Raw genomic sequence first — 25,675 nt, forward strand, 5'->3', positions numbered from 1 at the left:
AAAAATACTTTCAAGTGATTACTTTTCACCCAAAACTGCACTTTAACCTCGTTTTATGCTGCTTTAATAAACAGAAATGGGCCAAAGGCCCATTTCTGTTGCTTGCGTCAATTATTGATGGGCGACGATAACGCCGTCCTCGACATCCATTTCTATGGTTTTGCCCGGAACCAGCGCACCAGACAGGATCTGCTGAGCCAGCGGGTTTTCTATCTGCTGCTGAATAGCGCGTTTCAGCGGCCTTGCCCCATAGACCGGGTCATAACCATTTTCGCCCAGTTTCTTCAGCGCCTCTTCGGAGATATGCAGAGCATAGCCACGATCTTCCAGTCGCTGATACAGGCGAGCCAGCTGGATGCGGGCAATAGAAGCAATATGCTGTTCACCCAGCGGATGGAACACCACCAGCTCATCAATACGGTTGATAAACTCCGGACGGAAGTTCTGACTGACGACTGACAGCACCATCTCTTTCATATCGCCGTAGCTCAACGCACCGAAGCGCTCCTGGATTAAGTCTGAACCCAGGTTCGAGGTCATTATCACGACCGTATTACGGAAGTCGACCGTTCTGCCCTGCCCGTCAGTAAGACGACCATCGTCCAGCACCTGCAGCAGGATGTTAAACACATCCGGATGCGCCTTCTCTACCTCATCCAGCAGGATGACAGAATAAGGGCGACGGCGAACCGCCTCAGTCAGATAACCGCCTTCTTCATATCCGACATAGCCAGGAGGAGCCCCGACAAGACGCGATACCGAATGTTTTTCCATAAATTCGGACATGTCGATACGCACCATCGCGTCGTCACTGTCGAACATAAAGTTAGCCAGCGCTTTACAGAGCTCTGTTTTACCCACCCCCGTCGGGCCGAGGAACAGGAATGACCCAATCGGGCGGTTAGGATCGGCCAGTCCGGCACGGCTGCGGCGAATCGCATTCGATACCGCTTCCACCGCTTCATTCTGCCCAATCACCCGGGTGTGCAGCTCCTCCTCCATACGCAGTAGTTTGTCGCGCTCACCTTCCATCATCCGGTCGACAGGGATCCCAGTCCAGCGCGCCAGCACACCGGCAATCTCGACGTCCGTTACGCGGTTACGCAGCAGTCGCATCGTCTTGCCTTCATTCTGCGTGGCAGCCGCCAGCTGTTTTTCCAGCTCCGGAATTTTTCCGTACTGCAGCTCAGACATCTGCCCGAGATCGCCCTGACGACGCGCCTGTTCCATTGCCAGCTTCGCCTGCTCCAGCTCGGCTTTAATATGCTGGGTGCCAGACAGTTCCGCTTTTTCTGCTTTCCACTCTTCTTCCAGCTCAGAGTATTCACGCTCTTTCTGGTTCAGTTCGGTTTCCAGCATCTCCAGCCGTTTGATACTCGCATCGTCAGACTCTTTCTTCAGCGCCTGCTGTTCCAGCTTCAGCTGAATAATACGACGCTCTAATCTGTCCAGTGATTCCGGCTTCGAGTCAATCTGCATACGAATGCTGGACGCGGCCTCATCAATCAGGTCAATCGCCTTGTCCGGTAACTTACGGTCGGCAATGTAGCGGTGAGAGAGCGTCGCCGCCGCCACAATCGCCGGGTCAGTGATCTGCACATGGTGATGCAGCTCATAACGTTCTTTTAAGCCACGCAGGATCGCGATGGTATCTTCCACAGTCGGTTCAGCAACGAAGACCTTTTGGAAACGCCGCTCCAGCGCAGCATCCTTCTCTATATACTGACGATACTCATCCAGCGTGGTCGCGCCCACACAGTGCAGCTCTCCTCGCGCCAGCGCTGGCTTCAGCATATTACCGGCATCCATTGCCCCATCGGCCTTACCTGCACCGACCATTGTATGCAGCTCGTCAATAAACAGAATGACGTTGCCTTCCTGCTTAGACAGGTCGCTCAGCACCCCTTTCAGGCGCTCTTCAAATTCACCGCGATATTTCGCCCCGGCGACCAGCGCCCCCATATCAAGCGCCAGCACACGACGGCCTTTCAGCCCTTCAGGCACTTCTCCGTTGATGATGCGCTGCGCGAGGCCTTCGACAATGGCCGTTTTACCCACGCCAGGCTCACCGATCAGTACCGGGTTGTTTTTAGTACGGCGTTGCAGCACCTGAATGGTACGGCGGATCTCTTCGTCACGCCCGATGACCGGGTCCAGCTTACCCAGCTCCGCCCGTTCAGTCAGATCGATGGTGTATTTTTTCAGTGCCTGCCGCTGATCTTCTGCTCCCTGGTCGTTCACGCTGTCTCCTCCCCGCATCTGCTCAATGGCTTTGCTCAGTTTGTCACTGGTGGCACCGGCAAACTTTAACAGGTCAGCCAGCGAACCACGGGAGTCGAGCGCCGCCAGAACGAACAGTTCTGATGAAATAAAATTATCGCCCCGCTTTTGGGCCAGCTTGTCGCACAGGTTAAGTACCCGCACTAAGTCGGCAGAAGGCTGAACATCGCCATCGCTGCCTTCCACCTGCGGTAAACGGCTCAGGGCCTGTTCAATGCCGGTGCGCAGTGATGCAACGTCAAGGCCTGCGGTCGTGAGTAATGGACGAACGGATCCGCCTTCCTGATTAAGCAGTGCGCTCATCAGATGCAGAGGTTCGATAAATTGGTTGTCGCGGCCAAGAGCCAGTGACTGAGCGTCGGCGAGTGCCAGTTGGAATTTGTTAGTAAGACGATCCAGACGCATAATTTCCCCCTATCAGGTCAAATTGCTACTGGAGATTAAATGAGGTCATCCCTCAAATTTTTCAAGGTTAATGGCCTGACATTTTGGAGAAAAAAACATCAATCCGGACCGTCTTATGGCGCTAGGTTATATCAGCCAGATCAAACTTGCCATACGGCCAGTGACGCCATCGCGTCGGAAGGAGAAAAATTGCTCAGGCTGTGTATAGGTACACTGGCCAGCATCCCAGACGTGACGCACTCCGCAGGCCTGAAGACGATGTTTTGCCAACAGCGATAAATCGGCATAAAACTTTTCACCCGCCGGGCGGAAAGCCACTGAGTCGCCTGGATTTTGTGCGATAAAGGCCTCGCGGACTTCCTGTCCGACCTCAAATGCTTCTGCGCCTATTGCGGGGCCCAGCCAGGCAAAAATCTGTGAGGGAGGGGCAGAAAAAGCATTTAATGTCTCTTCGAGTACCCCATTACACAGCCCCCGCCAGCCGGCATGAGCAGCGGCGACTTCCTGACCGTCCTGGGAACAGAACAATACCGGAAGACAGTCGGCGGTCATCACGGCGCAAACCACACCCGGCGTCCGGCTATAAGCCGCATCCGCCCGCAGTGATGGCGGGACCTTCCAGTCCAGTGTCAGCACCTCTGTGCCATGTACCTGCTCCAGCCACTGCGGCATGGAGGGCAGATCGCCAAGCTCCAGCAGGCGCTGACGGTTGGTCTGCACATGCTGCTCGTCGTCGCCCACGTGCGCGCCGAGGTTGAGGCTGTCCCAGGGAGCCTGGCTTACGCCCCCCTGACGCGTGCTGCTGCACGCTCGCACGCTGGCCGGAACCTGCCAGCCGGGAATAATCAGACTCATTACCAGTCCAGCTGCTCTTTGAACTCTTCGGTATCGGCCTTCAGGGCATTGATCAACTCAACCATGTCCTGAGGCAGAGGCGCATGCCATTCCATCTCAATCCCGGTGATCGGGTGATAGAGACGCAGCATCGTGGCATGTAAAGCCTGACGGTCGAAACCACGCAAAGTGCTGATAAAGGCTTCGGAGGCCCCTTTTGGTGGGCGAGGACGGCCGCCATAAAGCGGGTCACCCACCAGCGGATGATTGATATGCGACATATGCACACGGATCTGGTGCGTACGTCCGGTTTCCAGCCGCAGACGCAGCCGCGTATGGGCACGGAAGTGCTCCATAATACGGTAGTGCGTGGTGGCCGGTTTGCCCATCGGGTGTACTGCCATGTGAGTACGCTTCGTCGAATGGCGGCTGATGGGCTGATCGACCGTACCGCCCGCCGTCATGCGACCAATAGCAACGGCTTCATATTCACGGGTAAACTCGCGCAGCTGCAGCGACTCCACCAGGTGCGTCTGAGCCGGCACCGTTTTTGCCACTACCATCAGGCCCGTGGTGTCTTTATCCAGACGGTGCACAATACCGGCACGAGGCACATCGGCAATCGCCGGGAAATGGTGCAGCAGTGCATTCAGCACCGTGCCGTCAGGATTACCGGCCCCCGGATGTACGACCAGGTCGCGCGGTTTATTGATCACCAGAATATCGTCATCTTCGTAGACGATATTCAGGGCAATGTCCTGGGCTTCCCAGCGGGCTTCTTCATCAATTTCCGCATCGAGAGTAATTTGCTCACCGCCGAGCACTGTTTCTTTCGGTTTGTCGATTATTGCACCATTGACGGTGATGCGGCGGTCGAGGATCCATTCTTTTATGCGAGAACGGGAATAATCAGGGAACAATTCGGCCAAAGCCTGATCTAACCGTTGTCCGAGTTGCGATTCGGATACCGTTGCATTGAGTTTTACTTGTTGTGCCATAAATAAACAGCTTCTTCGTTAACGTTGGGTTTTCACGGCGATGCCGTTTAATATAATGTGCTATCGTACCTGGTCACTACCGGAAGCTTAACGGACAGCTTCCTGAATAACACTCTGAGGATAAGCAAATCGTCATGACGCGTATGAAATATCTGGTGGCTGCAGCCACGTTGAGCCTGGCATTAGCTGGATGTTCCGGCTCCAAGGATGTGGTGCCTGACAGCCCGCCTTCCGAGATCTATGCCACTGCCCAGCAAAAACTGCAGGACGGTAACTTTAAAGGAGCAATAACGCAACTGGAAGCGCTCGATAACCGCTATCCATTCGGCCCTTACTCCCAGCAAGTTCAGCTAGACCTGATCTACGCTTACTATAAAAATGCCGATTTGCCACTGGCGCAAGCCGCCATTGACCGCTTTATGCGTCTGAATCCTACGCATCCAAACGTGGACTACGTAATCTATATGCGTGGTCTGACGGATATGGCGCTGGATGACAGTGCACTGCAGGGCTTTTTTGGTATAGACCGTTCAGACCGCGATCCCACCCATGCGCGTGATGCCTTTAAAGACTTCTCGCAGCTGCTGCGTGGCTATCCAAACAGCCAGTATGCGACGGATGCACGCAAACGCCTGGTGTTCCTGAAAGATCGTCTGGCGAAATACGAACTGTCTGTGGCGGAATTCTACACTAAACGTGAGGCATATGTCGCTGTGGTTAACCGCGTGGAACAAATGCTGAAAGATTACCCGGATACACAGGCTACACGAAACGCACTGCCACTGATGGAAAATGCTTACCGTCAGCTGCAGTTAAATGCTGAGGCCGATCGCGTGGCAAAAATCATCGCCGCCAATCAGGCTTAAGTCTGAAGTCATAAAAAAGGCAGCCTGCGGGCTGCCTTTTTTTGGCCTGGAAACGGATGTGGCCCTCCATTTCCAGTCAGTTCAACCGGTCAACAATGCCATTGAAAACGCCCCCCGACAACCCTCAGAGTCCGATTTATCCTTCCGCCTCACACTTTTCTTGTCCTTGACAAAAAGTGACAAAATAACGTGATTTTGATCACACTTTTTTACCCTTTTCGCGGTATGCTGGGTTCACCAAGACGGAAATGACAGAGAGGTAAGCACTATGGTTCTGAACATTACCAGTAAGCAAATGGACATCACTCCGGCTATCCGCCAACATGTCGAAGACCGTCTCGCCAAGCTTGAAAAGTGGCAAACTCATCTGATTAACCCGCACATCGTTCTGTCAAAAGAGCCGAAAGAATTTGTTGCCGATGCCAACATTAACACGCCAAACGGCCCGCTGGTCGCCAGCGCCAAGCATGAAGATATGTACACGGCAATCAACGATCTGATTAACAAACTGGAACGTCAGCTGAACAAGGTTCAGCATAAGGGTGAAGCGCGTCGCGCCTCTGCCAGTGTTAAAGATCTCAGTGTGGTTGAAACTGACGAAGAGTAATCTGCTAAAACAGTGATAACGCGCCTCAGGGCGCGTTTTTTATTGACAGAATGAAATTGCAGCGGTTACTTTATCCCCTCTGACATCATGGATAGCCTAATGAAACAATCTTCGTTTTTCTTCGCATTCTTTTTTACCTTCTTTACCTTCCCCTGACCGGGAGGCTATTCGTCGTGTAAGAAGCAATGCGAAGACGAACAATAAAGCCTCCCCAGCGGGAGGCTTTTTTTTTAGCCACATCTGACAGGTAGCAAATATGAATCCCGAAAATCCTTTGCTGGCTCTGCGCGGTAAGATCAGCGCACTGGACGAAGAGCTGTTGTCACTGCTGGCTCGCCGCCGCGCACTGGCCGTTGAAGTTGCCGAGGCCAAAATGGCCACGCATCGCCCCGTACGCGACATCGACCGGGAACGAGACCTGCTTGAACACCTGATCACGCTGGGTAAAAGCCACAAGCTGGATGCACATTACATCACACGTCTCTTTCAACTAATCATTGAAGACTCCGTGCTGACGCAGCAGGCGCTGCTGCAAAAGCATCTGAACAACACCAACCCTCACTCCGCGCGTATCGCCTTCCTCGGGCCAAAAGGCTCGTATTCGCATCTGGCCTCACGTCACTACGCTGCACGCCATTTTGATAATTTTATTGAGAGTGGCTGCCTGAAGTTTCACGATATCTTTAATCAGGTAGAAACCGGGCTGGCAGACTATGCCGTATTACCCGTAGAGAACACGACTTCGGGATCGATAAACGATGTCTATGACCTGCTGCAGCACACCAGCCTGTCCATTGTCGGCGAGATCACCCTGCCTATCGATCACTGTGTGCTGGTCACCGGTCAAACCACGCTGCAGGAGATTGAAACGGTGTACAGCCATCCGCAGCCGTTCCAGCAGTGCAGCCAGTTTATTAACCGCTACCCGCACTGGAAAATTGAGTACACCGAAAGTACCGCCGCTGCGATGGAAAGAGTGGCGGCGATGAATTCACCGAAGGTGGCCGCACTGGGCAGCGAAGCAGGCGGTGAACTGTACGGTTTGCAGGTGCTGGAACGCAATCTGGCCAATCAGCGTCAGAATATTACCCGCTTCATCGTGCTGGCGCGCAAGCCGGTTGAGGTGTCATTGCAGGTTCCGGCGAAAACCACGCTGATTATGGCCACAGGTCAGCAGGCAGGTGCGCTGGTTGAGGCCCTGCTGGTACTGCGTAAGCACAACCTGACCATGAGTAAACTGGAATCACGTCCGATTAACGGCAATCCGTGGCAGGAGATGTTCTATATCGATTTCCAGGGCAACCTGAATACCGAAGACGTGCAGCAGGCGCTGCGTGAACTGACGCCAATGACCCGTTCCCTCAAAGTACTCGGCTGCTATCCCAGCGAGAATGTTGTCGCAGTCGATCCGCAGTAAGTTTTGTCCGCCAGTGCTTTAACGCTGGCGGTTTTCGCCTTTCCCGCAGAGAAATATTTACGCTGATGCACCTATCGCTATATCATTAGATATATAACGATACTCGGGCAACGCTTATGACCCCCCTCACCCGCTTTTATCCTGCATTACTCCTTAGCGTCTTTATGACCTTTTCCGTCCAGGCTTCCAGGCAGGTGACCGACCAGCTGGGCAGGCAGGTAGCCCTTCCCGATCGGGTCGATCGGGTCGTGGTTCTGCAACATCAGACGTTAAACCTGCTGGTAGAGCTGAATGCGACAGATAAGATAGTGGGTATCCTCAGCAACTGGAAACAACAGCTTGGCGATGACTATAGCCGGCTGGTCCCCGAACTCAATACCCTGCCCACGCTGGGCGATCTTACTCATGTGGATCTGGAAAAGCTGGTAGCCCTGCATCCCCAGGTGGTCTTTGTCACCAATTATGCCCCACAGGAGATGATCGATCAGATCCAGAGCCTGGGCATCGCGGTGGTTGCCATCTCTCTGCGCAGCGATACGCAACAGGCGAGACAGCTCAACCCACAGCTGAAAAACGAAGAGCAAGCCTATAATGAGGGTCTTGCGCAGGGCATTCGTCTGATCGGGGACGTGGTGGGTCAGCAACCGCAGGCAGAAAAACTGATTACCGCCACGTTCAGCCAGCGCCAGCAGGTAGCCCGCCGGCTGCAGGATATCCCCGGCAAAGCACGCGTTCGCGTGTATATGGCCAACCCTGACCTGACGACCTACGGTACCGGTAAATATACCGGTCTGATGATGGCGCATGCTGGCGCGATCAACGTCGCCGCCGCCACGGTCAAAGGCTATAAGCAGGTTTCCATGGAGCAGATTCTGGCATGGAACCCACAGGTCATTTTTGTGCAGGATCGCTATCCACGGGTGATTGACGAGATCGCACAGCAGCCCGCCTGGCAGGCCGTGGATGCCGTTAAAAACCATCGGGTTTATCTGATGCCGGAATATGCTAAGGCCTGGGGATATCCGATGCCGGAAGCCATGGCACTGGGTGAACTGTGGATGGCGAAGAAACTCTATCCGGCGAGATTTGCCGATATTGATATGCAGCAGCAGGCAGACCAGTGGTATCAGCGTTTTTACCGCACACACTATCGCGGCGGCAACTGATGCCCCCTTTACAGGTGCTGGCAGCAGGCAGCCTGCGTGACGTCTGGCCTGCCATCATCAGTGCGTTCCAGCATCATTATCCGGCGGGCATCGTGACGCAGTTTGGTCCGGCAGGTTTACTGCGCCAGCGCATTGAACGGGGTGAACAATGCGATCTTTTCGTCTCCGCCAGCATGATGCACCCGCTGGCGCTAAAGCGGGCCGGGCGGGCACAGGATGTCGGAGTATGTTGCCACAATCTGTTGTGCCTGAGCGTTTCTCACCGCATCCCTCCCGCCCCCTGGCTCGAACTGCTGGGCAACCCGGCGCTGCGCATTGCAACCTCAACGCCGGGATGCGATCCGTGCGGTGATTATACCTGGCTGCTGTTCGATCGTATTGAGCGGCAATATGCCACACTGGGTGAACAGTTAAAGCAACGGGCACTGACGCTTGTTGGGGGAGAAAAGTCATCGCCCGTCCCGCCGGGTAAACGGGCGTCACAGTGGATCATTCAGTCGGGCCAGGCAGATATTTTTATTGGCTATCAAAGCTATGCGCAGATGCTGCAGGCAGCAGACGGCATCAGCACCGTGTTCATCCCTGCTGAATGGCAGACGCGGGCTGACTATGGTTATGCCGTGTGCCGCCCTGCCGGGAAAAAACTGGCCGAGATGTTGTTAACGCATGCGGGGCAAAAGATTTTCGTCGCGGCGGGATTTGGTGCTGTCACGGGCTGACCTTCTGTTTGGGTCAGCCCGTGACAGCTGGGCATACATAACACTTATGCTCTGCTGTCGTTTGCCTGGCGCAGCAGCGTACGGCTTTCTGCCTGGAAACGTTGAGCATGGTCACCAAACCAGTGCTCCACACGGCGGAAGCTGTCGATAAACGCCTGCTTATCGCCCTGCTCAAGCAGCTTAATCGCCTCACCAAAGCGCTGATAGTAGCGTTTGATCAGCGCCAGATTATTTTCTGACGACATGATGATATCCGCATACAGCTGAGGATCCTGTGCAAACAGCCGTCCGACCATTGCCAGCTCCAGCCGGTAGATCGGTGACGAGAGTGCCAGCAGCTGATCGAGCTGTACATTTTCCTCCGCCAGATGCAGGCCATAAGCGAAAGTCGCGAAATGACGCAGCGCCTGAATAAACGCCATGTTCTGATCGTGCTCCACTGCGCTGATGCGGTGCAGGCGTGCGCCCCACACCTGAATCTGCTCCAGGAACCACTGATAGGCTTCCGGCTGACGCCCATCGCACCACACCACAACCTGCTTTGCCAGGCTGCCGCTATCCGGACCGAACATCGGATGTAATCCCAGAACAGGTCCGGCGTGAGCCGCCAGCATCGCCTGCAGCGGTTTGTTTTTTACCGATGCCAGATCAACCAGAATACAGTCCTGCGGCAGCGGCGGCAGCTGACCGATCACCTGCTCGGTCAGATGGATTGGCACACTGATAATCACCATACCCGCGTTGGACAGCATCGCTTCCGCGTTATCCCAGTCCCCTTTATCGAGGATCTGCACCTGATAACCGGACAGCGTGAGCATCTTTTCAAAGAGGCGTCCCATCTGTCCTTTACCGCCTACAATCACCACCGGACGCAGTTCAGGACAAAGCGTTTTAAAGCCTTTATCATTTTCGCTGGTGTAGGATTCCCGCATCACGCGGCGCAGCACATCCTCAATGAGATCCGGGGGGACACCCAGCTTTTCAGCCTCTGCCCGGCGCGATGCCAGCATAGTAGCCTCACGCTCAGGGACGTAAATCGGTAATCCGTAGCGGCTTTTGACTTCGCCCACTTCGGCCACCAGCGCCAGCCGTTTTGCCAGCAGGTCCAGCAGCGCTTTGTCCACTACATCGATTTGATCGCGTAGTGCGGTCAGTTCAGCCACCATAACTCATTAACCCTCTTGCGACAGACGCGCCGCCAGTACCCCGGTCAAATCCTGATGAATATCACGCAGCAGGTGTTCAGTCGTTTCCCAGTTGATGCACGCATCGGTCACGGAAACGCCGTAGCGCATATCACTACGCGGCTGCTCGGAAGACTGGTTGCCTTCGTGGATATTGCTTTCCAGCATCAGGCCAATAATGGAACGGTTACCATCTTTGATCTGCGCTACGGCAGACTCAGCCACGCCGGACTGGCGACGGAAATCTTTGTTAGAATTGCCATGACTGCAATCTATCATCAAGGAAGGACGGAGTCCCGCCTGCTGCATCTCTTTTTCACACTGCGCCACATCGTTCGGGCCGTAATTCGGGCTTTTCCCACCGCGAAGGATCACGTGTCCGTCCGGATTACCCTGTGTTTGCAGCAGGCATACCTGCCCTGCCTGGTTAATCCCCACAAAACGGTGCGGCATTGCTGCTGCGCGCATCGCGTTGATCGCGGTGCCCAGGCTGCCATCGGTACCGTTTTTGAAGCCCACCGGCATAGACAGACCGGAAGCCATTTCACGGTGTGTCTGCGATTCCGTTGTCCGCGCACCAATCGCTGACCAGCTGAACAGGTCGCCAAGGTATTGCGGGCTGTTAGGATCCAGCGCCTCTGTAGCCAGGGGCAGTCCCATTTCGACCAGGTTCAACAGTAGCTGACGCGCCATATGCAGACCGGCTTCCATATCGAAGGTGTTATCCATATGTGGATCGTTGATCAGCCCTTTCCAGCCCACCGTCGTCCGTGGCTTTTCAAAATAGACGCGCATCACGATGTAAAGCTGATCGTCAACCTGGTCCGCAAGGGCTTTTAAATCGCGGGCATAAGCGAGCGCGGCCTCAGGATCGTGAATTGAGCAGGGACCGCAGACCACCAGCAGACGATGGTCTTTACCGCTGATAATGTCAGAAATGGTCTGGCGTGAAGCGGCAATCTGCCCTTCCAGTACGCTGTTCAACGGAAACTGTTTTTTCAGCTCTTCCGGAGTAATCAGAATCTGTTCGTCAGCGATATGAACGTTATTCAGCGCATCTTTTTGCATGATCGTTATCCTGGGTGATTCGTTTGAAAGGGATCCTCATTGAGGTTGCTGATAACTGTACCAGAATACGTACATAACACAATCATACGTTGTACACATTTATTACCACCAAAATTTACAACCGATAAAATATCGATTAATTACATAAAAAACATGTATATAATAAAAAATAACACAACAACATCATAAGCAAAAGTGTAAACATATAATTACACTTAATATCACCTCTGGCTTCACTTACCCAGTTAGCACTGCCTGAAGTGCCGGAACGATCTATAATTCCGGCCTGTGAACTGCCACCGGAGAGAGCAATGGAAATCATCGTACGACCTTTTGAACATGCCGATGCCGTGCCCTTTGCTCACGCCGTGCAGGAATCCGTGGAAAGTCTGAAACCCTGGATGGTCTGGGCCCATGAGGATTATACCCCGGACGAAGCCCGTCGGTGGTTCAGCTACACGCACTGGCAGCGTCGTCAGGGGGTCGCCAGTGAGTCAGGCCTGTTTGCCGGAGATGGCCATCTGTTGGGCGGGGTAGGTCTGCGCTACAGTACGGGGCCAGGCATTCCGGCCGCACTGGGCTATTGGGTACGCAGCAGCGAACAGCGTAAAGGCATTGCCCGTCAGGCTGTGCGGCAGATCGCTGAAGAAGCCTTTAAACAGCCTGACATCGATGTTATCGAAATTCTGGCGGCAGAGAGTAATATCGCCAGTCGTGCGGTGGCCACCAGCGTTGGCGCAGAGCTGGCGGCCCTTCGTTACGGCCTGATTGTATTAGACAGCGGGCCGGTCAATACCGCCATCTACCGGCTTCAGCGCCCGCATCAGGGTTCCCAGTGACTGGCGCTGCTGTCCGCTGGCATCGATATTCTCCGCAGACAGCCACCGGGTGAGCGCCTGGTTAACCGCCGGCCATTCGCTGTCGATGATAGAAAACCAGTGGGAATCCCGTGAACGTCCCTTACGCACCATCACCTGACGGAAGGTTCCCTCGTAAGTAAAGCCGAGACGGAGTGCCGCCTGCCGCGAAGGCGCATTGAGAGCATCACACTTCCATTCACAGCGGCGATAGCCAAGGGTAAAGGTATTATTGAGCATCAGCCACAGGGCCTCGGTGCCTGTTACCGTGCGTTTCATCAGGGGAGACCAGGTCACTCCGCCGATCTCCAGCGATCCATTGGCCGGATCAATCCGTAAATACGACACCAGCCCAACCGGTTTATTGCGCTTTGCACAGATAATGGTAAAGGTCACAAACCCGGGCTCTGCCGCACGCTGACTGAGCCAGACCTGAAAGGCAGGCAGTGAGGCGGGACGGTCTTCCGTCAGCCATGTCCAGTCACTGTCGTCGGGTGCAGAGGCAAAGGCGGTATACAGATCTTCGCCGTGTCGTGCGGTATCAAGAGGTTCCAGCCGGCAATAAAGCCCGACCATCATGGTAGCTTGCGGGACAGGAACAGGCTGCCAGTAAGGCAATGGCTCGCCGACGGGTTGGCCGTACTGATTGGTTCTCTGCGTCACATCGTTCTCCTTGCAGTGGCAATTTTCCAGCATACGAATAACGCTGGCGTCTTGCCAGCATTGCCGCAGTGCAGTAGCATCCTTTTTTACCTGCACAGGACATACCCATGGTTCGTTTAGCTCTGGTTGGTGACTACCGCGCCGATGCCGTTTCGCATCAGGCCATCCCTAAAGCCATCACGCTTGCTGCACATTTCCTAAACCTTGATGTCACGCCACACTGGCTGCCGACCGCAGCGATTACCGACCGTCACGCTTTGCTGGATTATGATGCTTTCTGGCTGATCCCCGGCAGCCCTTATAACAATGATGACGGGGCCTTCCTTACCCTTCGCTACGCCCGTGAAAACAATATCCCGTTTCTGGGCTCCTGTGGCGGGTTCCAGTACGCCATTGTGGAATATGCACGCAATGTGATGGGCTGGAGCGATGCCGGACATGCTGAAACTGACAGCGGTGGCCGCCTGGTGATTGCGCCATTAACCTGTTCACTGGTTGAAAAAAACGGCGATATCGTCATTGAGCCGGACACGCTGCTGGCGCGGGCTTACGGAAGGACGGAGATCAGTGAAGGATATCACTGTAACTATGGGGTGAATGCGGATTTTGTGGCCGACCTTAAACGTTATCCGCTGCGGATCACCGCTTACGATCGGGAGGGGGATGTCCGGGCAGTTGAACTGCCAGATCACAAATTTTATGCTGCCACCCTGTTCCAGTCCGAACGGGCTGCCTTACGCAACGAACTTTCCCCGCTGGTCGTCGAACTGCTCCGCGCCGCTAGCTAATCATCCCGCTCGCCGGCGTATCCGGTCAGCCAGCGAACGGCATGACAACGTCAGCGTCAGGGAGCGCTGATAACCACCGCGACCCGACGGTTTTCCGCACGGCCCTGCGAGGTCTTATTGCTTTGCACCGGATCACGGGCACCCAGGCCGCGCGTGGTGATATTGCTGCGCGGCACGCCGGCCCCGCTGGCCCATGCATCGGCCACCGCATTGGCCCGCTTCAGCGAAAGTGCCTCATTGTACTTCTCGTCACCATAGTTATCGGTATGGCCATCAAGACGGGCATGATGCAGGCCACTGGCAGACAGCATTTTTGCCATGTGCTGAACGGTTGCCACACTTTCCGGCGTCAGTTCAGCCTTGTTTTTACCAAACAGAATTTTTTCCGAGATCCCCAGCATCCACCCCTCCGGGACTTCGGTAAAGCCCTGGGCGCGCATAGCGCTGATCTGATCTGCCGTAAATTTACCCGGCGGCGCAGTCTGGCACCCCGCCAGCACCAGCGCCAACAGCACGCCGGCCATCATGCGTAATATCTTCATCGTCTTTCTCCTGATTCTTATTAGCCAGCCGCACGCTGATGGTGCTGCTGTTTTTCCAGATACATGCTGCGATCGGCTGCGTCCATAATGTCTTCTGCCGTTGCCGCCTGACTGGCCACCGCGTAACCAATACTTAACGTCATATCGACAGACTCACCGGAGTTAAGAACGATTGGCTCGTCCATCCGCATATTGATGGTATCAATCACCTTCTCTATATCCTCATGGTGATTCACCTCATCGAGGATCATGGCAAACTCATCTCCACCAAAGCGGCATACCAGATAGGTATTAGCCGCGCACTCAAGCAGCCGCCCTGCTATCGCCATCAACACTTCATCCCCGGCAGCGTGCCCCCAGGTGTCGTTGATGTCTTTGAAATTATCGCCATCCATAAACAGCAGTGCGGTATGCGTTTTGCGCTCACTGTCACTGAGCACGCTGTCCAGCGCGCTGCGGAAAGCTGAGCGATTTGCCAATCCGGTAAGGGGGTCGTGTAACGCACGTTTCAGCAGTGAGTCGCGCTCCTTTTTCTCACGCCGCTGCCATTTTTCAATCTCATTTAACAGGCTGTTAAAATCCTCACCAAAAACGTGCAGCTCATCGATTTTTGACGGGGGAACCCGTTGAGAGAAATTACGCGTCGCACGAATGTCATGCACCACGCCCGTCATGTTTCTTAGGGCGGCGATAAGGCCACTGAACAGATGACGGGTCAGCAGAAATGCCACTACCGAGGCGAGCAGCAGGCAGAGGGTCAGTACGCTTAGGGAACGATAAACAAAATCGGTCACGGTGGCGTCTTCTCCGGTCAGCGTGATAGTGCCGATTTCCGCCCCGTTATGCAGGATCGGTTGCTGAACGGGTTTCGGGAACAGCCAGCCAGAGACCAGCCGGGCCAGCGGATCGGCACGCAGCGAGTGCTCATTATCCTGCCCCCAGTGCGCCAGTACCTTACCTTTACTGTCTGCCACAATAGCCGAAGAGAACTGTCCCTGCTTACCCAGTTCCACCAGCGTTTCCATCGCCGCGTTGCCATCACCAAAGACGACCGCAGCTTCCAGACTGTGGCTGACGGTGTAGGCCAGCAGCTGCAGGTTCTTGTCGGCGTACTGGCGAAACGACAGCATTGAGGTGGCAGAGATGAACAGCCACGCGACAATCATCGTCGTCACTGCGCTGATCACGCTGATACGTGCCAGCATTTTACGAAAGCTGGGCCTGCTCTTCTCTGCTGAAAATTTATCCATGTCTTTCACTCCCTGAAGAGGCCAGCATTAATACATCGGGATGCACCCGAACGCCGCTTCGACCCAGTGAGTCGAGATTGACCGAGAAACTGACGCGGTGGTTAATAAACTTGAGGCAGAATGCGCTACCGACTGCGCAATCAGGGGTTTGTTCGGCAATGGTCAGCAGGGGACGTGGCTGATAGCTGTTAATCAGTTCAACCTGCTGATGTGAGGATTCACGACCAAAATAGAGGACATCACACTGTGAGGTCAGCGCCTGCTGAACATCATCGACCTGAACCGCATTCCATACAGCGGGGGGATGCTGGACAGAGGCGCTGATCAGCACTGAAGCATAGTGAGCGGAACGGAAAACACATAACCGGGGTAAGCCGTTCAGGTGGGGCCAGCGGGTATAACTGATCATCCCCGCTACCGTCTGGCGTACGTCAGACGCAGAAGCCCCCTCTGGCTTTACAGACGACATTTCACTTCTTAGCGGTAAACTGATGACACCCAGCAGGATCGACAGTAGCAGTACATATCTTTTCGCCATGAAACCTCTGCAGCCCCGGCCCCCACTCTGGCCCTGTCATCCGGGTATTCCCTCTCTTAAGTTAAGAAATATCCTAACATCCTGTGAAACATTCGTCATCATGTTGAAAAAAGTAATAATGCCGGCCTCATGGCCAGCCCCGCCTTATCGCTATTGATGCAGGTCGTTAGCCGCTGACATTCAACGGCGTGATCGCCCGACGCTGACGCCGTTCAAAATACATTGAGATGATACCGCCGGTAACCACCAGACCTGCGCCAATTATGGTGGCAGACTCCGGCAGCGTATCCCAGAACAGATAACCGATAAACACTGACCAGAGCAGCGTACTGTAGTCAAACGGGGCCAGCAGGGAGGCATCTGCGTATTTCAGGCTCAGCGTCAGTAATATCTGGGTGATGCCGCCTAACAGGCCACAGCCCAGCAGTAACAGCAGTTGCCTGCCACTGGGTACTGACCAGCCGAACCACAGCGTGAGCAACGAGGTCAGCGTGGTGGTGATAGCAAACCAGAAGGCAATAGCCCCCGGCTTTTCAATACCGTTGAGATAGCGTATCTGGATGGAGGCTGTGGCAATACAGACTGCTGCCATCAGGGCCAGCACCATGCCCAGCGTCGACAGCCAGCTTATCGTGGTGAAAGCCCCCCCGGAAGAAAAGAACAGCTGGCCGGACAGCATCACCAGGATCCCCGCAAACCCGGCGATTACCGCGACCCAGCGGTGATATTTAACTTTCTCCCGCAGAAAGATCGCCGCCATGATGACGGTAAACAGTGGAGCCGCATAGTTGATTGCCGTGACGTCGGTCAGGGAGATATAGATCAGGGCCAGATAGCTAAAGTACAGCCCGCCCGTCCCCGCCAGCCCGCGTATAAAATGTCCTTTTACGTTACGCGTGCGGATGCCGTCCAGAATATTCCCCTGGCACCACAGCCAGATAAACAGCGGGATGAGTGCCACGAAGGAACGAAAGAAGATCACTTCTCCGACCGGAATACCGCCATCAAGTCCTTTGACACAGGCCATCATCAGCGTTGAGGTCAGGGCACCGGCAATTTTCATCGACACGCCGGTGGAAGGGCTGGGCGAAGAACGCATAGCAAAAAGAACTCCTGGAAAGAGAGGGATGACTCAAACATACGCGGATTTTGTTTTAGATCAGCTTAAAAATCAGCGGCAAACGGCTTTTAATTTTTTTTAGCGGCAGGCAGGAGGCAGGATGTGTCATTCAGGTATGCTGTCGGCCAAAAAAGGATAAAAAAAGGGGCCGACCTGCTGGTCAGCCCCTTTATTGCTATTAACTATCAGATGTCGCTTAAGCGCCCAGACGTTCTTTGATACGTGCAGACTTACCAGTACGCTCACGCAGGTAGTACAGTTTGGCTTTACGCACAGCACCACGACGTTTCACAGTAATCGTGTCGATTACCGGGGAGTGAGTCTGGAATACACGCTCTACGCCTTCGCCGTTAGAAATTTTGCGAACAGTGAATGCAGAGTGCAGACCGCGGTTACGAATAGCGATAACCACGCCCTCGAATGCCTGCAGACGCTTTTTAGCACCTTCAACGACCCATACTTTCACTTCCACGGAATCACCCGGACGGAATGAAGGTACGTCCTGTTTCAACTGTTCTTGTTCGATCTGCTTAATAATGTTGCTCATAATTAAATCTCTTATCCTGGGTAAACTGATAGTTAAGGTGAACTAAGCGCTATGGCCGTTCAACCGTATCATCGTTTTGTTGCCTGGGTGTGTTCCCGTTGGAACTCAGCCAGCAACTTTGCTTGCTCTTCAGTCAGAGCCAGGTTTTCCAGAAGTTCAGGTCTTCTAAGCCAGGTACGGCCCAGCGACTGTTTCAGGCGCCACCGGCGAATATCAGCATGGTTGCCCGACAGTAAAACTGGCGGTACTTCCATCCCTTCTAACACTTCAGGGCGGGTGTAGTGGGGGCAATCCAGCAAACCGTCAGAAAATGAATCTTCTTCGGCTGAGGCCTGTTTTCCCAGTACCCCCGGAATAAACCGGGATACTGAGTCAATCAGCGTCATCGCTGGCAGCTCGCCACCGCTGAGTACGTAATCTCCAATCGACCATTCTTCATCGATTTCGGTTTTGATTACACGCTCATCAATCCCTTCATAGCGACCACAGACCAGAATTAACTTCTGGTGGGTCGCCAGCTCACAAACCCCATCTTGATCGAGTTTGCGCCCCTGAGGTGACAGATAAATCACCCGGGCCCCTTCTCCTGCCGCCGCTTTTGCTGCGTGGATGGCATCCCGTAAGGGTTGAACCATCATTAACATTCCCGGTCCGCCGCCGTAAGGACGTTCATCCACGGTACGGTGCCGGTCATGAGCGAAGTCACGAGGACTCCAGCTCTGAATGTTGAGCAGGCCATTTTTTACTGCCCGACCAGTTACTCCGTATTCGGTAATTGCGCGAAACATTTCAGGAAACAGGCTGATTATGCCAATCCACATACTTTGCGCCGGAGTATTACCGTTTTGTTCGGAGCTCAAAAACCAGGATCCCAATCTACTTTAATGGTACGAGTAGTGAGATCGACATTCTTGATAACCTGTTCATCGAGGAACGGAATTAGCCGCTCCTGCGCACCAAATGCATCCTTCAGGTTTGCCTTCACGACGAGAACGTCGTTCGAACCGGTTTCCATCATATCGATGACTTTACCCAGTTCGTAACCTTCAGTGGTCACCACCTGGCAGCCCATAAGGTCTTTCCAGTAGTAGTCACCGCTATCCAGTTCCGGCAGTTGCTCTGAGCCCACGACAATTTCGCAATTCGTCAGCAGACCCGCAGCATCACGATCGTCAATGCCTTTGACTTTGATGATCATGTCCTGATTGTGGCGCTTCCAGCCTTCCAGCTCGACAAGCTGCCATTGACCCGCCCGCTGGATAAACCACGGCTGATAGTCAAAAATGCTTTCGGCGTCTTCGGTGGAGGAAAACACTTTGAGCCAACCACGAATACCGTAAGCCGAGCCCATCTTCCCCAGAATTAACGGGTTAGCGGGAGGCTGCGAGGTGAGTTGCTTGCTCATGTTGACCACCGTGACAGATTAAGCTGCTTTCTTAGCTTGTTTGATCAGCGCATTAACGCGATCAGACAGAGTAGCGCCCTGGCCAACCCAGTGCTCAATGCGGTCCAGATCCAGACGCAGTGGTTCAGCCTGACCTGAAGCGATCGGGTTGAAGAAACCAACGCGCTCGATGAAGCGACCGTTGCGAGCATTACGGCTGTCGGTTACGACTACCTGATAAAACGGACGCTTTTTAGCGCCGTGACGTGCCAAACGAATTGTTACCATAACATCCTCTTTAGTTAATAAAACAGCCGGGCCCCATTGAGGGAACGGGGCCCGGATGCAATATAAAAAGCCCGAAAATTTTACTCATTTTGGCGCAAAAAGCAATCTAATTCGCCTGAGTGGTTTTCCGGCTGGCTTAACGGCCTGGGAAGCCCGGCGGCATCATACCTTTCATACCGCGCATCATCTTCGCCATACCGCCCTTCTTCATCTTCTTCATCATGCGCTGCATGTCGTCGAACTGCTTCAATAAGCGGTTAACGTCCTGCACCTGCATACCTGAACCTGTGGCAATGCGGCGCTTGCGGGAGCCTTTGATAATCTCAGGTTTTTCGCGCTCTTTACGCGTCATTGAGTTAATCATCGCTTCCATTCGCACCAGCACTTTGTCATCCATCTGCGATTTAACGTTATCCGGCAGTTGCCCCATGCCCGGCAGTTTGCCCATCAGGCTGGCCATACCGCCCATGTTACGCATCTGCTTCAGCTGGTCGAGGAAGTCGTTCAGATCGAAGCCATCCCCCTTCTTCAGCTTGCTGGCCAGCTTTTCTGCCTGAGCACGGTCGACCTTGCTTTCGATATCTTCAATCAGCGACAGCATGTCGCCCATGCCAAGGATACGCGAGGCAATACGGTCCGGATAGAACGGTTCGAGGGCTTCGGTCTTTTCACCGACACCCATAAATTTAATCGGCTTACCGGTAATATGACGAATCGACAGCGCTGCACCACCACGGGCATCACCGTCAACCTTGGTCAGAACCACCCCTGTCAGCGGCAGCGCTTCATTGAACGCTTTCGCCGTATTGGCGGCATCCTGCCCCGTCATGGCATCGACCACAAACAGCGTTTCCACCGGATTAATCGCGGCGTGAATCTGTTTGATCTCGTCCATCATCGCTTCATCAACGTGCAGTCGACCGGCGGTATCCACCAGCAGCACATCGTAGAATTTCAGCTTCGCCTGTTGCAGCGCGCTTTTAACGATATCGACCGGCTTCTGGCTGAGGTCTGACGGACAAAAATCAACCCCTACCTGCTCGGCCAGGGTTTCCAGCTGTTTAATCGCCGCCGGGCGATAGACGTCGGCGGACACCACCAGCACTTTTTTCTTGTGCTTTTCACGCAGGAATTTCCCCAGTTTGCCGACGCTGGTAGTTTTACCCGCCCCCTGCAAACCGGCCATCAGCACCACGGCTGGCGGCTGAGCGGCCAGGTTCAGAGTGTTGTTCTCTTCCCCCATCGCGGCAACCAGCTCGTTTTTGACGATCTTGACGAACTCCTGACCTGGGGTCAGACTTTTGTTTACTTCATGACCCACTGCGCGTTCTTTAACGCGCCCAATGAAGTCACGAACGACCGGCAGCGCAACGTCTGCTTCCAGCAACGCCATGCGAACTTCGCGCAGCGTGTCTTTAATATTGTCTTCTGTCAGACGCCCGCGGCCACTGATATTGCGCAGGCTCTGCGACAGTCTGTCGGTTAAATTATCAAACATCGTCTCTCGCTCAACGTAATGAGAGGCCGCCTCAGCGACACAATGGCGCGGATTATAACATAGAGATGGCGGGATCTCAGCCATATGCGATGAGATCGTTTGGAGCCAGCAGCCGCTGGCGCTATACTGACTTTTTTCTCATCTGGTCTGTACCTGACGAAATCTATGTCTGTCATTGCGATTCTGGCGCTACTTGCCTACTCATTCAGCCTTGCACTTATCGTTCCCAGCCTGCTGCGGAAAAACAGCACCTGGCGTCGACTGGCGGTTCTGTCTGCCGTTGTGGCCCTGGTGTGCCATGCGGTGGCGCTGGAACAGCGTATTTTTGGACCGGACGGCGGGCAAAATCTGAGCCTGCTTAACATCGGTTCGCTGGTAAGTCTGCTGATTTGCGCCATTATGACCATCGTTGCCTCGCGCAACCGTGGCTGGATATTGTTACCTGTCGTTTACAGTTTTGCACTGATCAATCTGGCTTTTGCCACGTTCGTACCGAATGCTTTTATCACGCACCTGGAAACCACGCCGGGTATGATGGTGCATATTGGCCTTGCGCTCTTTGCTTATGCCACGCTGATTATTGCCGCGCTGTACGCCTTACAGCTTGCCTGGATTGACTGGCTGTTGAAGAATAAGAAGCTGGCGTTCAACAACGATATCCCTCCGCTGATGACCATTGAACGTAAAATGTTCCATATCACGCAGATAGGCGTCGTACTGCTGACGCTGGTGCTCTGTACCGGCCTGTTCTATATGCAGGATCTGTTCAGTCGTGAGAATATCGACAAAGCCGTGCTCTCTATTCTGGCCTGGTTCCTCTACATTGTGCTGCTGTGGGGCCACTACCATGAAGGCTGGCGCGGTCGCCGCGTGGTGTGGTTTAACTGTGGCGGTGCCTTTTTACTGACCATGGCCTATTTCGGTAGCCGCATGTTGCAGCATTTTCTTTCCTCCTGATTGACCACCACAAGGACCTCCCTTGGAACACGTTTCAACCACGACCCTCATCGTTACGCTGGTCATTATGATTTTGGTGTCAGCGTACTTCTCCGGTTCAGAAACCGGCATGATGACCCTCAATCGCTATAAACTGCGCCACCAGGCCAAAAATGGCGACCGTGCCGCCCGTCGTGTCGAAAAATTACTGCGTCGTCCTGACCGCCTGATTAGCCTGGTGCTGATTGGTAATAACCTGGTCAACATCCTGGCTTCCGCGCTGGGGACCATTGTCGGAATGCGTTTGTATGGCGATGCCGGCGTGGCGATTGCTACCGGCATTCTGACCTTCCTCGTACTGGTGTTCGCTGAGGTACTGCCGAAAACAATTGCCGCACTCTACCCGGAGAAAGTGGCCTTCCCCAGCAGTTTCCTGCTGGGACCGCTGCAGGTGGTGATGATGCCACTTGTGTGGTTGCTGAACACCATTACCCGCATGCTGATGCGCATGGTAGGGATTAGAAGCGATGGCGCAGCCAGTGCCGCATTGAGCAAAGAGGAGCTACGTACGATTGTTTACGAGTCGCGCTCACTGATGTCACGCCGTAATCAGGATATGCTGCTGTCCGTGCTCGACCTGGAAAAAGTCAACGTTGATGACATCATGGTGCCGCGTAACGAAATTGTCGGCATCAACATCAACGACGACTGGAAGTCTATTGTGCGCCAGTTAACTCACTCCCCACACGGCCGCATTGTGCTTTACCGTGACTCTCTCGACAATGCCATGAGTATGCTGCGCGTGCGCGAAGCCTATCGCCTGATGACCGAGAAAAAAGAGTTCACCAAAGAGGTGATGCTGCGGGCGGCAGATGAGATTTACTTCGTGCCTGAAGGGACACCGCTTAACGTGCAACTGGTTAAATTCCAGCGCAATAAGGAAAAAGTGGGCCTGGTGATCGACGAATACGGTGATATTAAAGGGCTGGTAACCATTGAAGATATTCTGGAAGAGATTGTCGGTGATTTTACGACTTCAATGTCCCCTTCGCTGGCTGAAGAGGTGATGCCGCAGAATGACGGTTCGGTGTTAATTGAAGGCAGCGCTAACGTGCGTGAGCTGAACAAAGCCTTTAACTGGACGCTGCCGGAAGAAGAAGCCCGCACCATTAACGGTATGATTCTGGAAGCGTTACAGGATATCCCGCTGGCCAACACCACGGTGCAAATCGATCATTACGCCGTCGACATTCTCGACGTGCAGGACAACATGATTAAGCAGGTTCGCATCACCCCGCAGACGTCGCTGAAGGAATCAGTGGGGTCGTAAGCGGAAAGTGTTCAGAAGGTTAAAAAAAGGCCGGCCCCTGCATACCGTCGGGGCCGGCCTTTTTTCGATCAACCAGACACATCAACTAGATGTGCAGCTCTTTCAGCTTCTCTTTCGGCAGCGCCAGTTCATCGTTACGGTTAACGCGAATGTCGTTGTCGATGATGTTGCGCGCGATATCCTGCGCTTCATCCAGTGAATGCATTTCGCAGGTCCCACACTGATAAATATTCAGCTCGGGGATATCACTCTGGTTTTTTACCTTCAGCACGTCAGCCATCGCGGCCTTCCATGCTTTTGCCACACGCTGCTCGTCCGGCGTACCAATCAGGCTCATATAGAAACCGGTACGGCAGCCCATTGGGGAGATATCAATGATTTCCACGCCGTCACCATTCAGGTGATCGCGCATAAAGCCTGCGAACAGATGCTCCAGCGTATGGATACCACGCTCGGTCAGGATCTCGATATTCGGGCGGCAGAAACGCAGATCGAATACGGTGATGGTATCACCAGCAGGGGTCTTCATGGTTTTGGCTACGCGCACAGCGGGAGCGGCCATGATGGTGTGATCGACGGTAAAGCTATCCAGCAATGGCATACTTGTTACCTCAACTAATGAATTTATTTTTGAACCGATGAAACTTTTTCAAACTCTGTACGTCTGAATATATGAAAGACGCGCATTTGTTATCATCATCTCATCCCTGACAACAGAGATGTAATTTGGGCCACAGTAATGTGGCCTTTTTCTTTTGTGCCGCTTAACGCTTACCTTGCAAAAAGGTTTCCAGGTCAAGCGTATCACTTTCTTCGATATCCTGCTGACTCACCTTAGAACGCTGCGCTTCATCGCTAAACTGCTGTTCCGTCAGCACCTCATAAGACTCTTCGCTTAACTGAGCACGATACTGTTCTGCCAGCGCCAGACCGGCACCACCGATGCCGTTCTCTTTCAGCGTCTGCAGGAATCGCGCAGAGTAGGTCAGGTCGGGATCGTCAAATGACGCCACGAGACGGTCACACACGTCCTGATAATGGTGTTCATCGCTCTGGCTGTCGAGCGTTTCCGCCACACGGCGCAGATCGCTGAACAGGGCCTTGCCCACATCCACCAGCAGATGCTGAGCTTCTTCACATCCCATGCCGATGGTCTGGCCTGGCTTGCGTCCTTCAAGGATCACCCGGTTCCAGTTCTTACGCGTACAGGCCAGCTCTGCACTGTTCATCTCCGGGGCATCCGCCAGCGTACACCAGATCAGGAACAGGTCGAGGAAGCGTACCTGATTGGCATCGACACCAATCGGAGAAAACGGATTAATATCCAGTGAGCGAACTTCGATATATTCAATGCCCCCACGCTGTAACGCGTCAGAAGGCGCTTCCCCGGAACGGGTGACACGCTTGGGCCGGATAGGTGCGTACAGCTCATTCTCAATCTGCAGCACATTCGTATTCAACTGTAACCAGTTCCCCAGCTCATCTTTGACGCCCATTGCCGCAAACTCTTCAGAAGGCGTTTTAATCGCCGCTTTCAGACCGGTAATGTAGTCAGGAAGATTATTGAAGGTAATGCCGAGGTTGCTCTGGGATTTATTGGTATACCCAAGGTCGCTGAGACGTAACGAGGTGGCATAAGGCAGTGATAACATTCCCTTATCGCTACGTTCAAACGGCAGTGCGCTCTCCTTGCCCTGCAGGAAAGAGGAGCAGATGGCCGGAGACGCGCCGAACAGATAAGGGATCACCCAGCCAAAACGATAATAGTTGCGGATCAGGCGCAGATAGCCATCTGAAATGGCCTCTTTACCGCTCTCAGCGTCTTTGACCCCTGCCCACGCCTGCCAGAAAGAGAGCGGAAGCGAGAAGTTGTAGTGTACGCCAGAGATAATCTGCATCAGTGCGCCATAACGGTTTTTCAGCCCCTGGCGATACAACGTCTTCATCTGACCGATATTGGAACGGCCATACTGTGCCAGTTCGATATCCTGATTGGGATCGATCATGCACGGCATGCTCATCGGCCACATACGCTCCTCCCCCAGTTCACGGGCAACGTGGCGGTGGATATCGCGTAAAAATGCCAGCAGATGATCAATATCCTGATCGACCGGTGTGATAAATTCCAGCAGTGCTTCTGCAAAGTCAGTGGTAATCCACTTATGGGTCAAAGCGGAACCAAGAGAAGCCGGGTGTCCGGTAGTGGCAAGGTGCCCATCCGGCATAACGCGCAGCGTTTCGCGCTCTATACCGCGACCAATACCTTTAAGTGCGTCAGGATGAGCTTCCAGCCAGGAAAGCGCCTGTGATACGTCCGGGATCAAATTGACCTCCCGCTCAGAGAAAAATTTATTATTGTTCAGCATAATGTTAATCGCAGCGCCGCCTTA

27 protein-coding genes and 1 other annotated feature are annotated in these 25,675 nt (G+C 53.9%); of the genes, 10 read left to right on the forward strand and 17 right to left on the reverse strand.

Annotation, left to right across the window (positions count from 1 at the left end; all coding sequences use genetic code 11):
- Nucleotides 1–111: 111 nt before the first annotated feature.
- The 3 genes from clpB to rluD all read right to left on the reverse strand — a co-directional run bounded on the left by clpB (nucleotide 112) and on the right by rluD (nucleotide 4,517).
- Nucleotides 112–2,685 (reverse strand): ATP-dependent chaperone ClpB, encoded by a 2,574-nt coding sequence (gene clpB, locus EPE01S_RS08130; protein WP_062744145.1) that lies wholly within the window; start codon nucleotides 2,683–2,685, stop codon nucleotides 112–114.
- Nucleotides 2,686–2,811: 126 nt separating this feature from the next.
- The gene (gene yfiH, locus EPE01S_RS08135; RefSeq protein ID WP_062744146.1) at nucleotides 2,812–3,540 is read right to left on the reverse strand and encodes a purine nucleoside phosphorylase YfiH; all 729 of its coding nucleotides are present in this window, start codon (nucleotides 3,538–3,540) and stop codon (nucleotides 2,812–2,814) included.
- Nucleotides 3,540–4,517 (reverse strand): 23S rRNA pseudouridine(1911/1915/1917) synthase RluD, encoded by a 978-nt coding sequence (gene rluD / locus EPE01S_RS08140; RefSeq protein WP_062744147.1) that lies wholly within the window; start codon nucleotides 4,515–4,517, stop codon nucleotides 3,540–3,542. Before rluD ends, yfiH begins: the two co-directional genes overlap by 1 nt.
- Nucleotides 4,518–4,651: 134 nt before the next feature.
- Here rluD and bamD point away from each other — a divergent pair, with 134 nt between their 5' ends.
- The 6 genes from bamD to EPE01S_RS08165 all read left to right on the forward strand — a co-directional run bounded on the left by bamD (nucleotide 4,652) and on the right by EPE01S_RS08165 (nucleotide 9,292).
- Nucleotides 4,652–5,383 (forward strand): outer membrane protein assembly factor BamD, encoded by a 732-nt coding sequence (bamD, locus tag EPE01S_RS08145; protein WP_062744148.1) that lies wholly within the window; start codon nucleotides 4,652–4,654, stop codon nucleotides 5,381–5,383.
- 268 nt (nucleotides 5,384–5,651) lie between these two features.
- Nucleotides 5,652–5,990 (forward strand): ribosome-associated translation inhibitor RaiA, encoded by a 339-nt coding sequence (gene raiA / locus EPE01S_RS08150; protein ID WP_062744149.1) that lies wholly within the window; start codon nucleotides 5,652–5,654, stop codon nucleotides 5,988–5,990.
- 98 nt (nucleotides 5,991–6,088) lie between these two features.
- Nucleotides 6,089–6,222: a sequence feature (Phe leader region), on the forward strand.
- The gene (gene pheL / locus EPE01S_RS24065; protein ID WP_369522458.1) at nucleotides 6,090–6,146 is read left to right on the forward strand and encodes a pheA operon leader peptide PheL; all 57 of its coding nucleotides are present in this window, start codon (nucleotides 6,090–6,092) and stop codon (nucleotides 6,144–6,146) included. Its footprint overlaps the feature before it by 57 nt.
- A gap of 24 nt (nucleotides 6,223–6,246) precedes the next feature.
- Complete coding sequence (gene pheA / locus EPE01S_RS08155) at nucleotides 6,247–7,407, forward strand: bifunctional chorismate mutase/prephenate dehydratase (RefSeq protein WP_062744150.1); 1,161 nt, start codon at nucleotides 6,247–6,249, stop codon at nucleotides 7,405–7,407.
- A gap of 116 nt (nucleotides 7,408–7,523) precedes the next feature.
- Nucleotides 7,524–8,573 carry an ABC transporter substrate-binding protein gene (locus EPE01S_RS08160; RefSeq protein WP_084344178.1) on the forward strand — a complete coding sequence of 350 codons (1,050 nt, stop codon included), beginning with the start codon at nucleotides 7,524–7,526 and terminating at the stop codon, nucleotides 8,571–8,573.
- Nucleotides 8,573–9,292 (forward strand): substrate-binding domain-containing protein, encoded by a 720-nt coding sequence (locus EPE01S_RS08165; protein WP_062744151.1) that lies wholly within the window; start codon nucleotides 8,573–8,575, stop codon nucleotides 9,290–9,292. Before EPE01S_RS08160 ends, EPE01S_RS08165 begins: the two co-directional genes overlap by 1 nt.
- 44 nt (nucleotides 9,293–9,336) lie before the next feature.
- Here EPE01S_RS08165 and tyrA read toward each other — a convergent pair whose 3' ends face one another.
- Entirely contained in the window at nucleotides 9,337–10,458 is a 1,122-nt protein-coding gene (tyrA, locus tag EPE01S_RS08170) for a bifunctional chorismate mutase/prephenate dehydrogenase (protein ID WP_062744152.1), read from the reverse strand.
- A 6-nt stretch (nucleotides 10,459–10,464) separates the two neighbouring features.
- Complete coding sequence (locus EPE01S_RS08175) at nucleotides 10,465–11,544, reverse strand: 3-deoxy-7-phosphoheptulonate synthase (RefSeq protein WP_062744153.1); 1,080 nt, start codon at nucleotides 11,542–11,544, stop codon at nucleotides 10,465–10,467.
- A gap of 311 nt (nucleotides 11,545–11,855) precedes the next feature.
- Between EPE01S_RS08175 and EPE01S_RS08180 the strand changes: the two genes are divergently transcribed.
- Complete coding sequence (locus tag EPE01S_RS08180) at nucleotides 11,856–12,383, forward strand: GNAT family N-acetyltransferase (RefSeq protein WP_062744154.1); 528 nt, start codon at nucleotides 11,856–11,858, stop codon at nucleotides 12,381–12,383.
- On the opposite strand, the gene EPE01S_RS08185 is transcribed toward EPE01S_RS08180, so the two are convergent.
- The gene (locus tag EPE01S_RS08185; protein ID WP_084344179.1) at nucleotides 12,318–13,064 is read right to left on the reverse strand and encodes a GNAT family N-acetyltransferase; all 747 of its coding nucleotides are present in this window, start codon (nucleotides 13,062–13,064) and stop codon (nucleotides 12,318–12,320) included. The two genes, EPE01S_RS08180 and EPE01S_RS08185, sit on opposite strands and share 66 nt — an antisense overlap.
- Nucleotides 13,065–13,171: 107 nt before the next feature.
- Here EPE01S_RS08185 and EPE01S_RS08190 point away from each other — a divergent pair, with 107 nt between their 5' ends.
- Nucleotides 13,172–13,852 carry a CTP synthase C-terminal region-related (seleno)protein gene (locus EPE01S_RS08190; RefSeq protein WP_062744155.1) on the forward strand — a complete coding sequence of 227 codons (681 nt, stop codon included), beginning with the start codon at nucleotides 13,172–13,174 and terminating at the stop codon, nucleotides 13,850–13,852.
- A gap of 56 nt (nucleotides 13,853–13,908) precedes the next feature.
- Here the strand turns inward: EPE01S_RS08190 and EPE01S_RS08195 are convergent, their stop codons facing one another.
- From EPE01S_RS08195 to ffh, 9 genes are all read right to left on the reverse strand, one after another.
- Nucleotides 13,909–14,394 carry an OmpA family protein gene (locus EPE01S_RS08195; protein ID WP_062744156.1) on the reverse strand — a complete coding sequence of 162 codons (486 nt, stop codon included), beginning with the start codon at nucleotides 14,392–14,394 and terminating at the stop codon, nucleotides 13,909–13,911.
- Between the two features lie 20 nt (nucleotides 14,395–14,414).
- Nucleotides 14,415–15,644 carry a diguanylate cyclase DgcN/YfiN gene (dgcN, locus tag EPE01S_RS08200; protein ID WP_062744157.1) on the reverse strand — a complete coding sequence of 410 codons (1,230 nt, stop codon included), beginning with the start codon at nucleotides 15,642–15,644 and terminating at the stop codon, nucleotides 14,415–14,417.
- Nucleotides 15,637–16,182: a regulatory sequestration protein YfiR gene (gene yfiR, locus EPE01S_RS08205; RefSeq protein WP_062744158.1), complete on the reverse strand. Its 546-nt coding sequence runs from the start codon at nucleotides 16,180–16,182 to the stop codon at nucleotides 15,637–15,639. The genes dgcN and yfiR overlap by 8 nt, the downstream gene beginning before the upstream one ends.
- Before the next feature lie 166 nt (nucleotides 16,183–16,348).
- On the reverse strand, nucleotides 16,349–17,281 hold the full coding sequence (locus EPE01S_RS08210; RefSeq protein ID WP_062744159.1) for a DMT family transporter: 933 nt from the start codon (nucleotides 17,279–17,281) through the stop codon (nucleotides 16,349–16,351).
- A 217-nt stretch (nucleotides 17,282–17,498) separates the two neighbouring features.
- Nucleotides 17,499–17,849: a 50S ribosomal protein L19 gene (gene rplS, locus EPE01S_RS08215; RefSeq protein ID WP_062744160.1), complete on the reverse strand. Its 351-nt coding sequence runs from the start codon at nucleotides 17,847–17,849 to the stop codon at nucleotides 17,499–17,501.
- A gap of 68 nt (nucleotides 17,850–17,917) precedes the next feature.
- Nucleotides 17,918–18,670, reverse strand: coding sequence for a tRNA (guanosine(37)-N1)-methyltransferase TrmD (gene trmD / locus EPE01S_RS08220; protein ID WP_118663369.1), 753 nt, complete (start codon nucleotides 18,668–18,670; stop codon nucleotides 17,918–17,920).
- A gap of 35 nt (nucleotides 18,671–18,705) precedes the next feature.
- Nucleotides 18,706–19,254 (reverse strand): ribosome maturation factor RimM, encoded by a 549-nt coding sequence (gene rimM / locus EPE01S_RS08225; protein WP_062744161.1) that lies wholly within the window; start codon nucleotides 19,252–19,254, stop codon nucleotides 18,706–18,708.
- Between the two features lie 18 nt (nucleotides 19,255–19,272).
- Nucleotides 19,273–19,521: a 30S ribosomal protein S16 gene (rpsP, locus tag EPE01S_RS08230; protein WP_004155935.1), complete on the reverse strand. Its 249-nt coding sequence runs from the start codon at nucleotides 19,519–19,521 to the stop codon at nucleotides 19,273–19,275.
- 136 nt (nucleotides 19,522–19,657) lie between these two features.
- The gene (gene ffh / locus EPE01S_RS08235; RefSeq protein ID WP_062744162.1) at nucleotides 19,658–21,019 is read right to left on the reverse strand and encodes a signal recognition particle protein; all 1,362 of its coding nucleotides are present in this window, start codon (nucleotides 21,017–21,019) and stop codon (nucleotides 19,658–19,660) included.
- Between the two features lie 165 nt (nucleotides 21,020–21,184).
- Between ffh and EPE01S_RS08240 the strand changes: the two genes are divergently transcribed.
- Nucleotides 21,185–21,976: a cytochrome C assembly family protein gene (locus tag EPE01S_RS08240; RefSeq protein ID WP_062744163.1), complete on the forward strand. Its 792-nt coding sequence runs from the start codon at nucleotides 21,185–21,187 to the stop codon at nucleotides 21,974–21,976.
- Nucleotides 21,977–21,998: 22 nt separating this feature from the next.
- Nucleotides 21,999–23,285, forward strand: coding sequence for an HlyC/CorC family transporter (locus EPE01S_RS08245; RefSeq protein WP_062744164.1), 1,287 nt, complete (start codon nucleotides 21,999–22,001; stop codon nucleotides 23,283–23,285).
- An 85-nt stretch (nucleotides 23,286–23,370) separates the two neighbouring features.
- On the opposite strand, the gene luxS is transcribed toward EPE01S_RS08245, so the two are convergent.
- Nucleotides 23,371–23,886, reverse strand: coding sequence for an S-ribosylhomocysteine lyase (gene luxS / locus EPE01S_RS08250; RefSeq protein WP_062744165.1), 516 nt, complete (start codon nucleotides 23,884–23,886; stop codon nucleotides 23,371–23,373).
- Nucleotides 23,887–24,049: 163 nt separating this feature from the next.
- Nucleotides 24,050–25,651 (reverse strand): glutamate--cysteine ligase, encoded by a 1,602-nt coding sequence (gshA, locus tag EPE01S_RS08255; protein WP_174522414.1) that lies wholly within the window; start codon nucleotides 25,649–25,651, stop codon nucleotides 24,050–24,052.
- Between the last annotated feature and the right edge of the window lie 24 nt (nucleotides 25,652–25,675).

The sequence above is a fragment of the Erwinia persicina NBRC 102418 genome (assembly GCF_001571305.1).
In the GTDB taxonomy this organism is placed as follows: Bacteria; Pseudomonadota; Gammaproteobacteria; order Enterobacterales; family Enterobacteriaceae; genus Erwinia; species Erwinia persicina.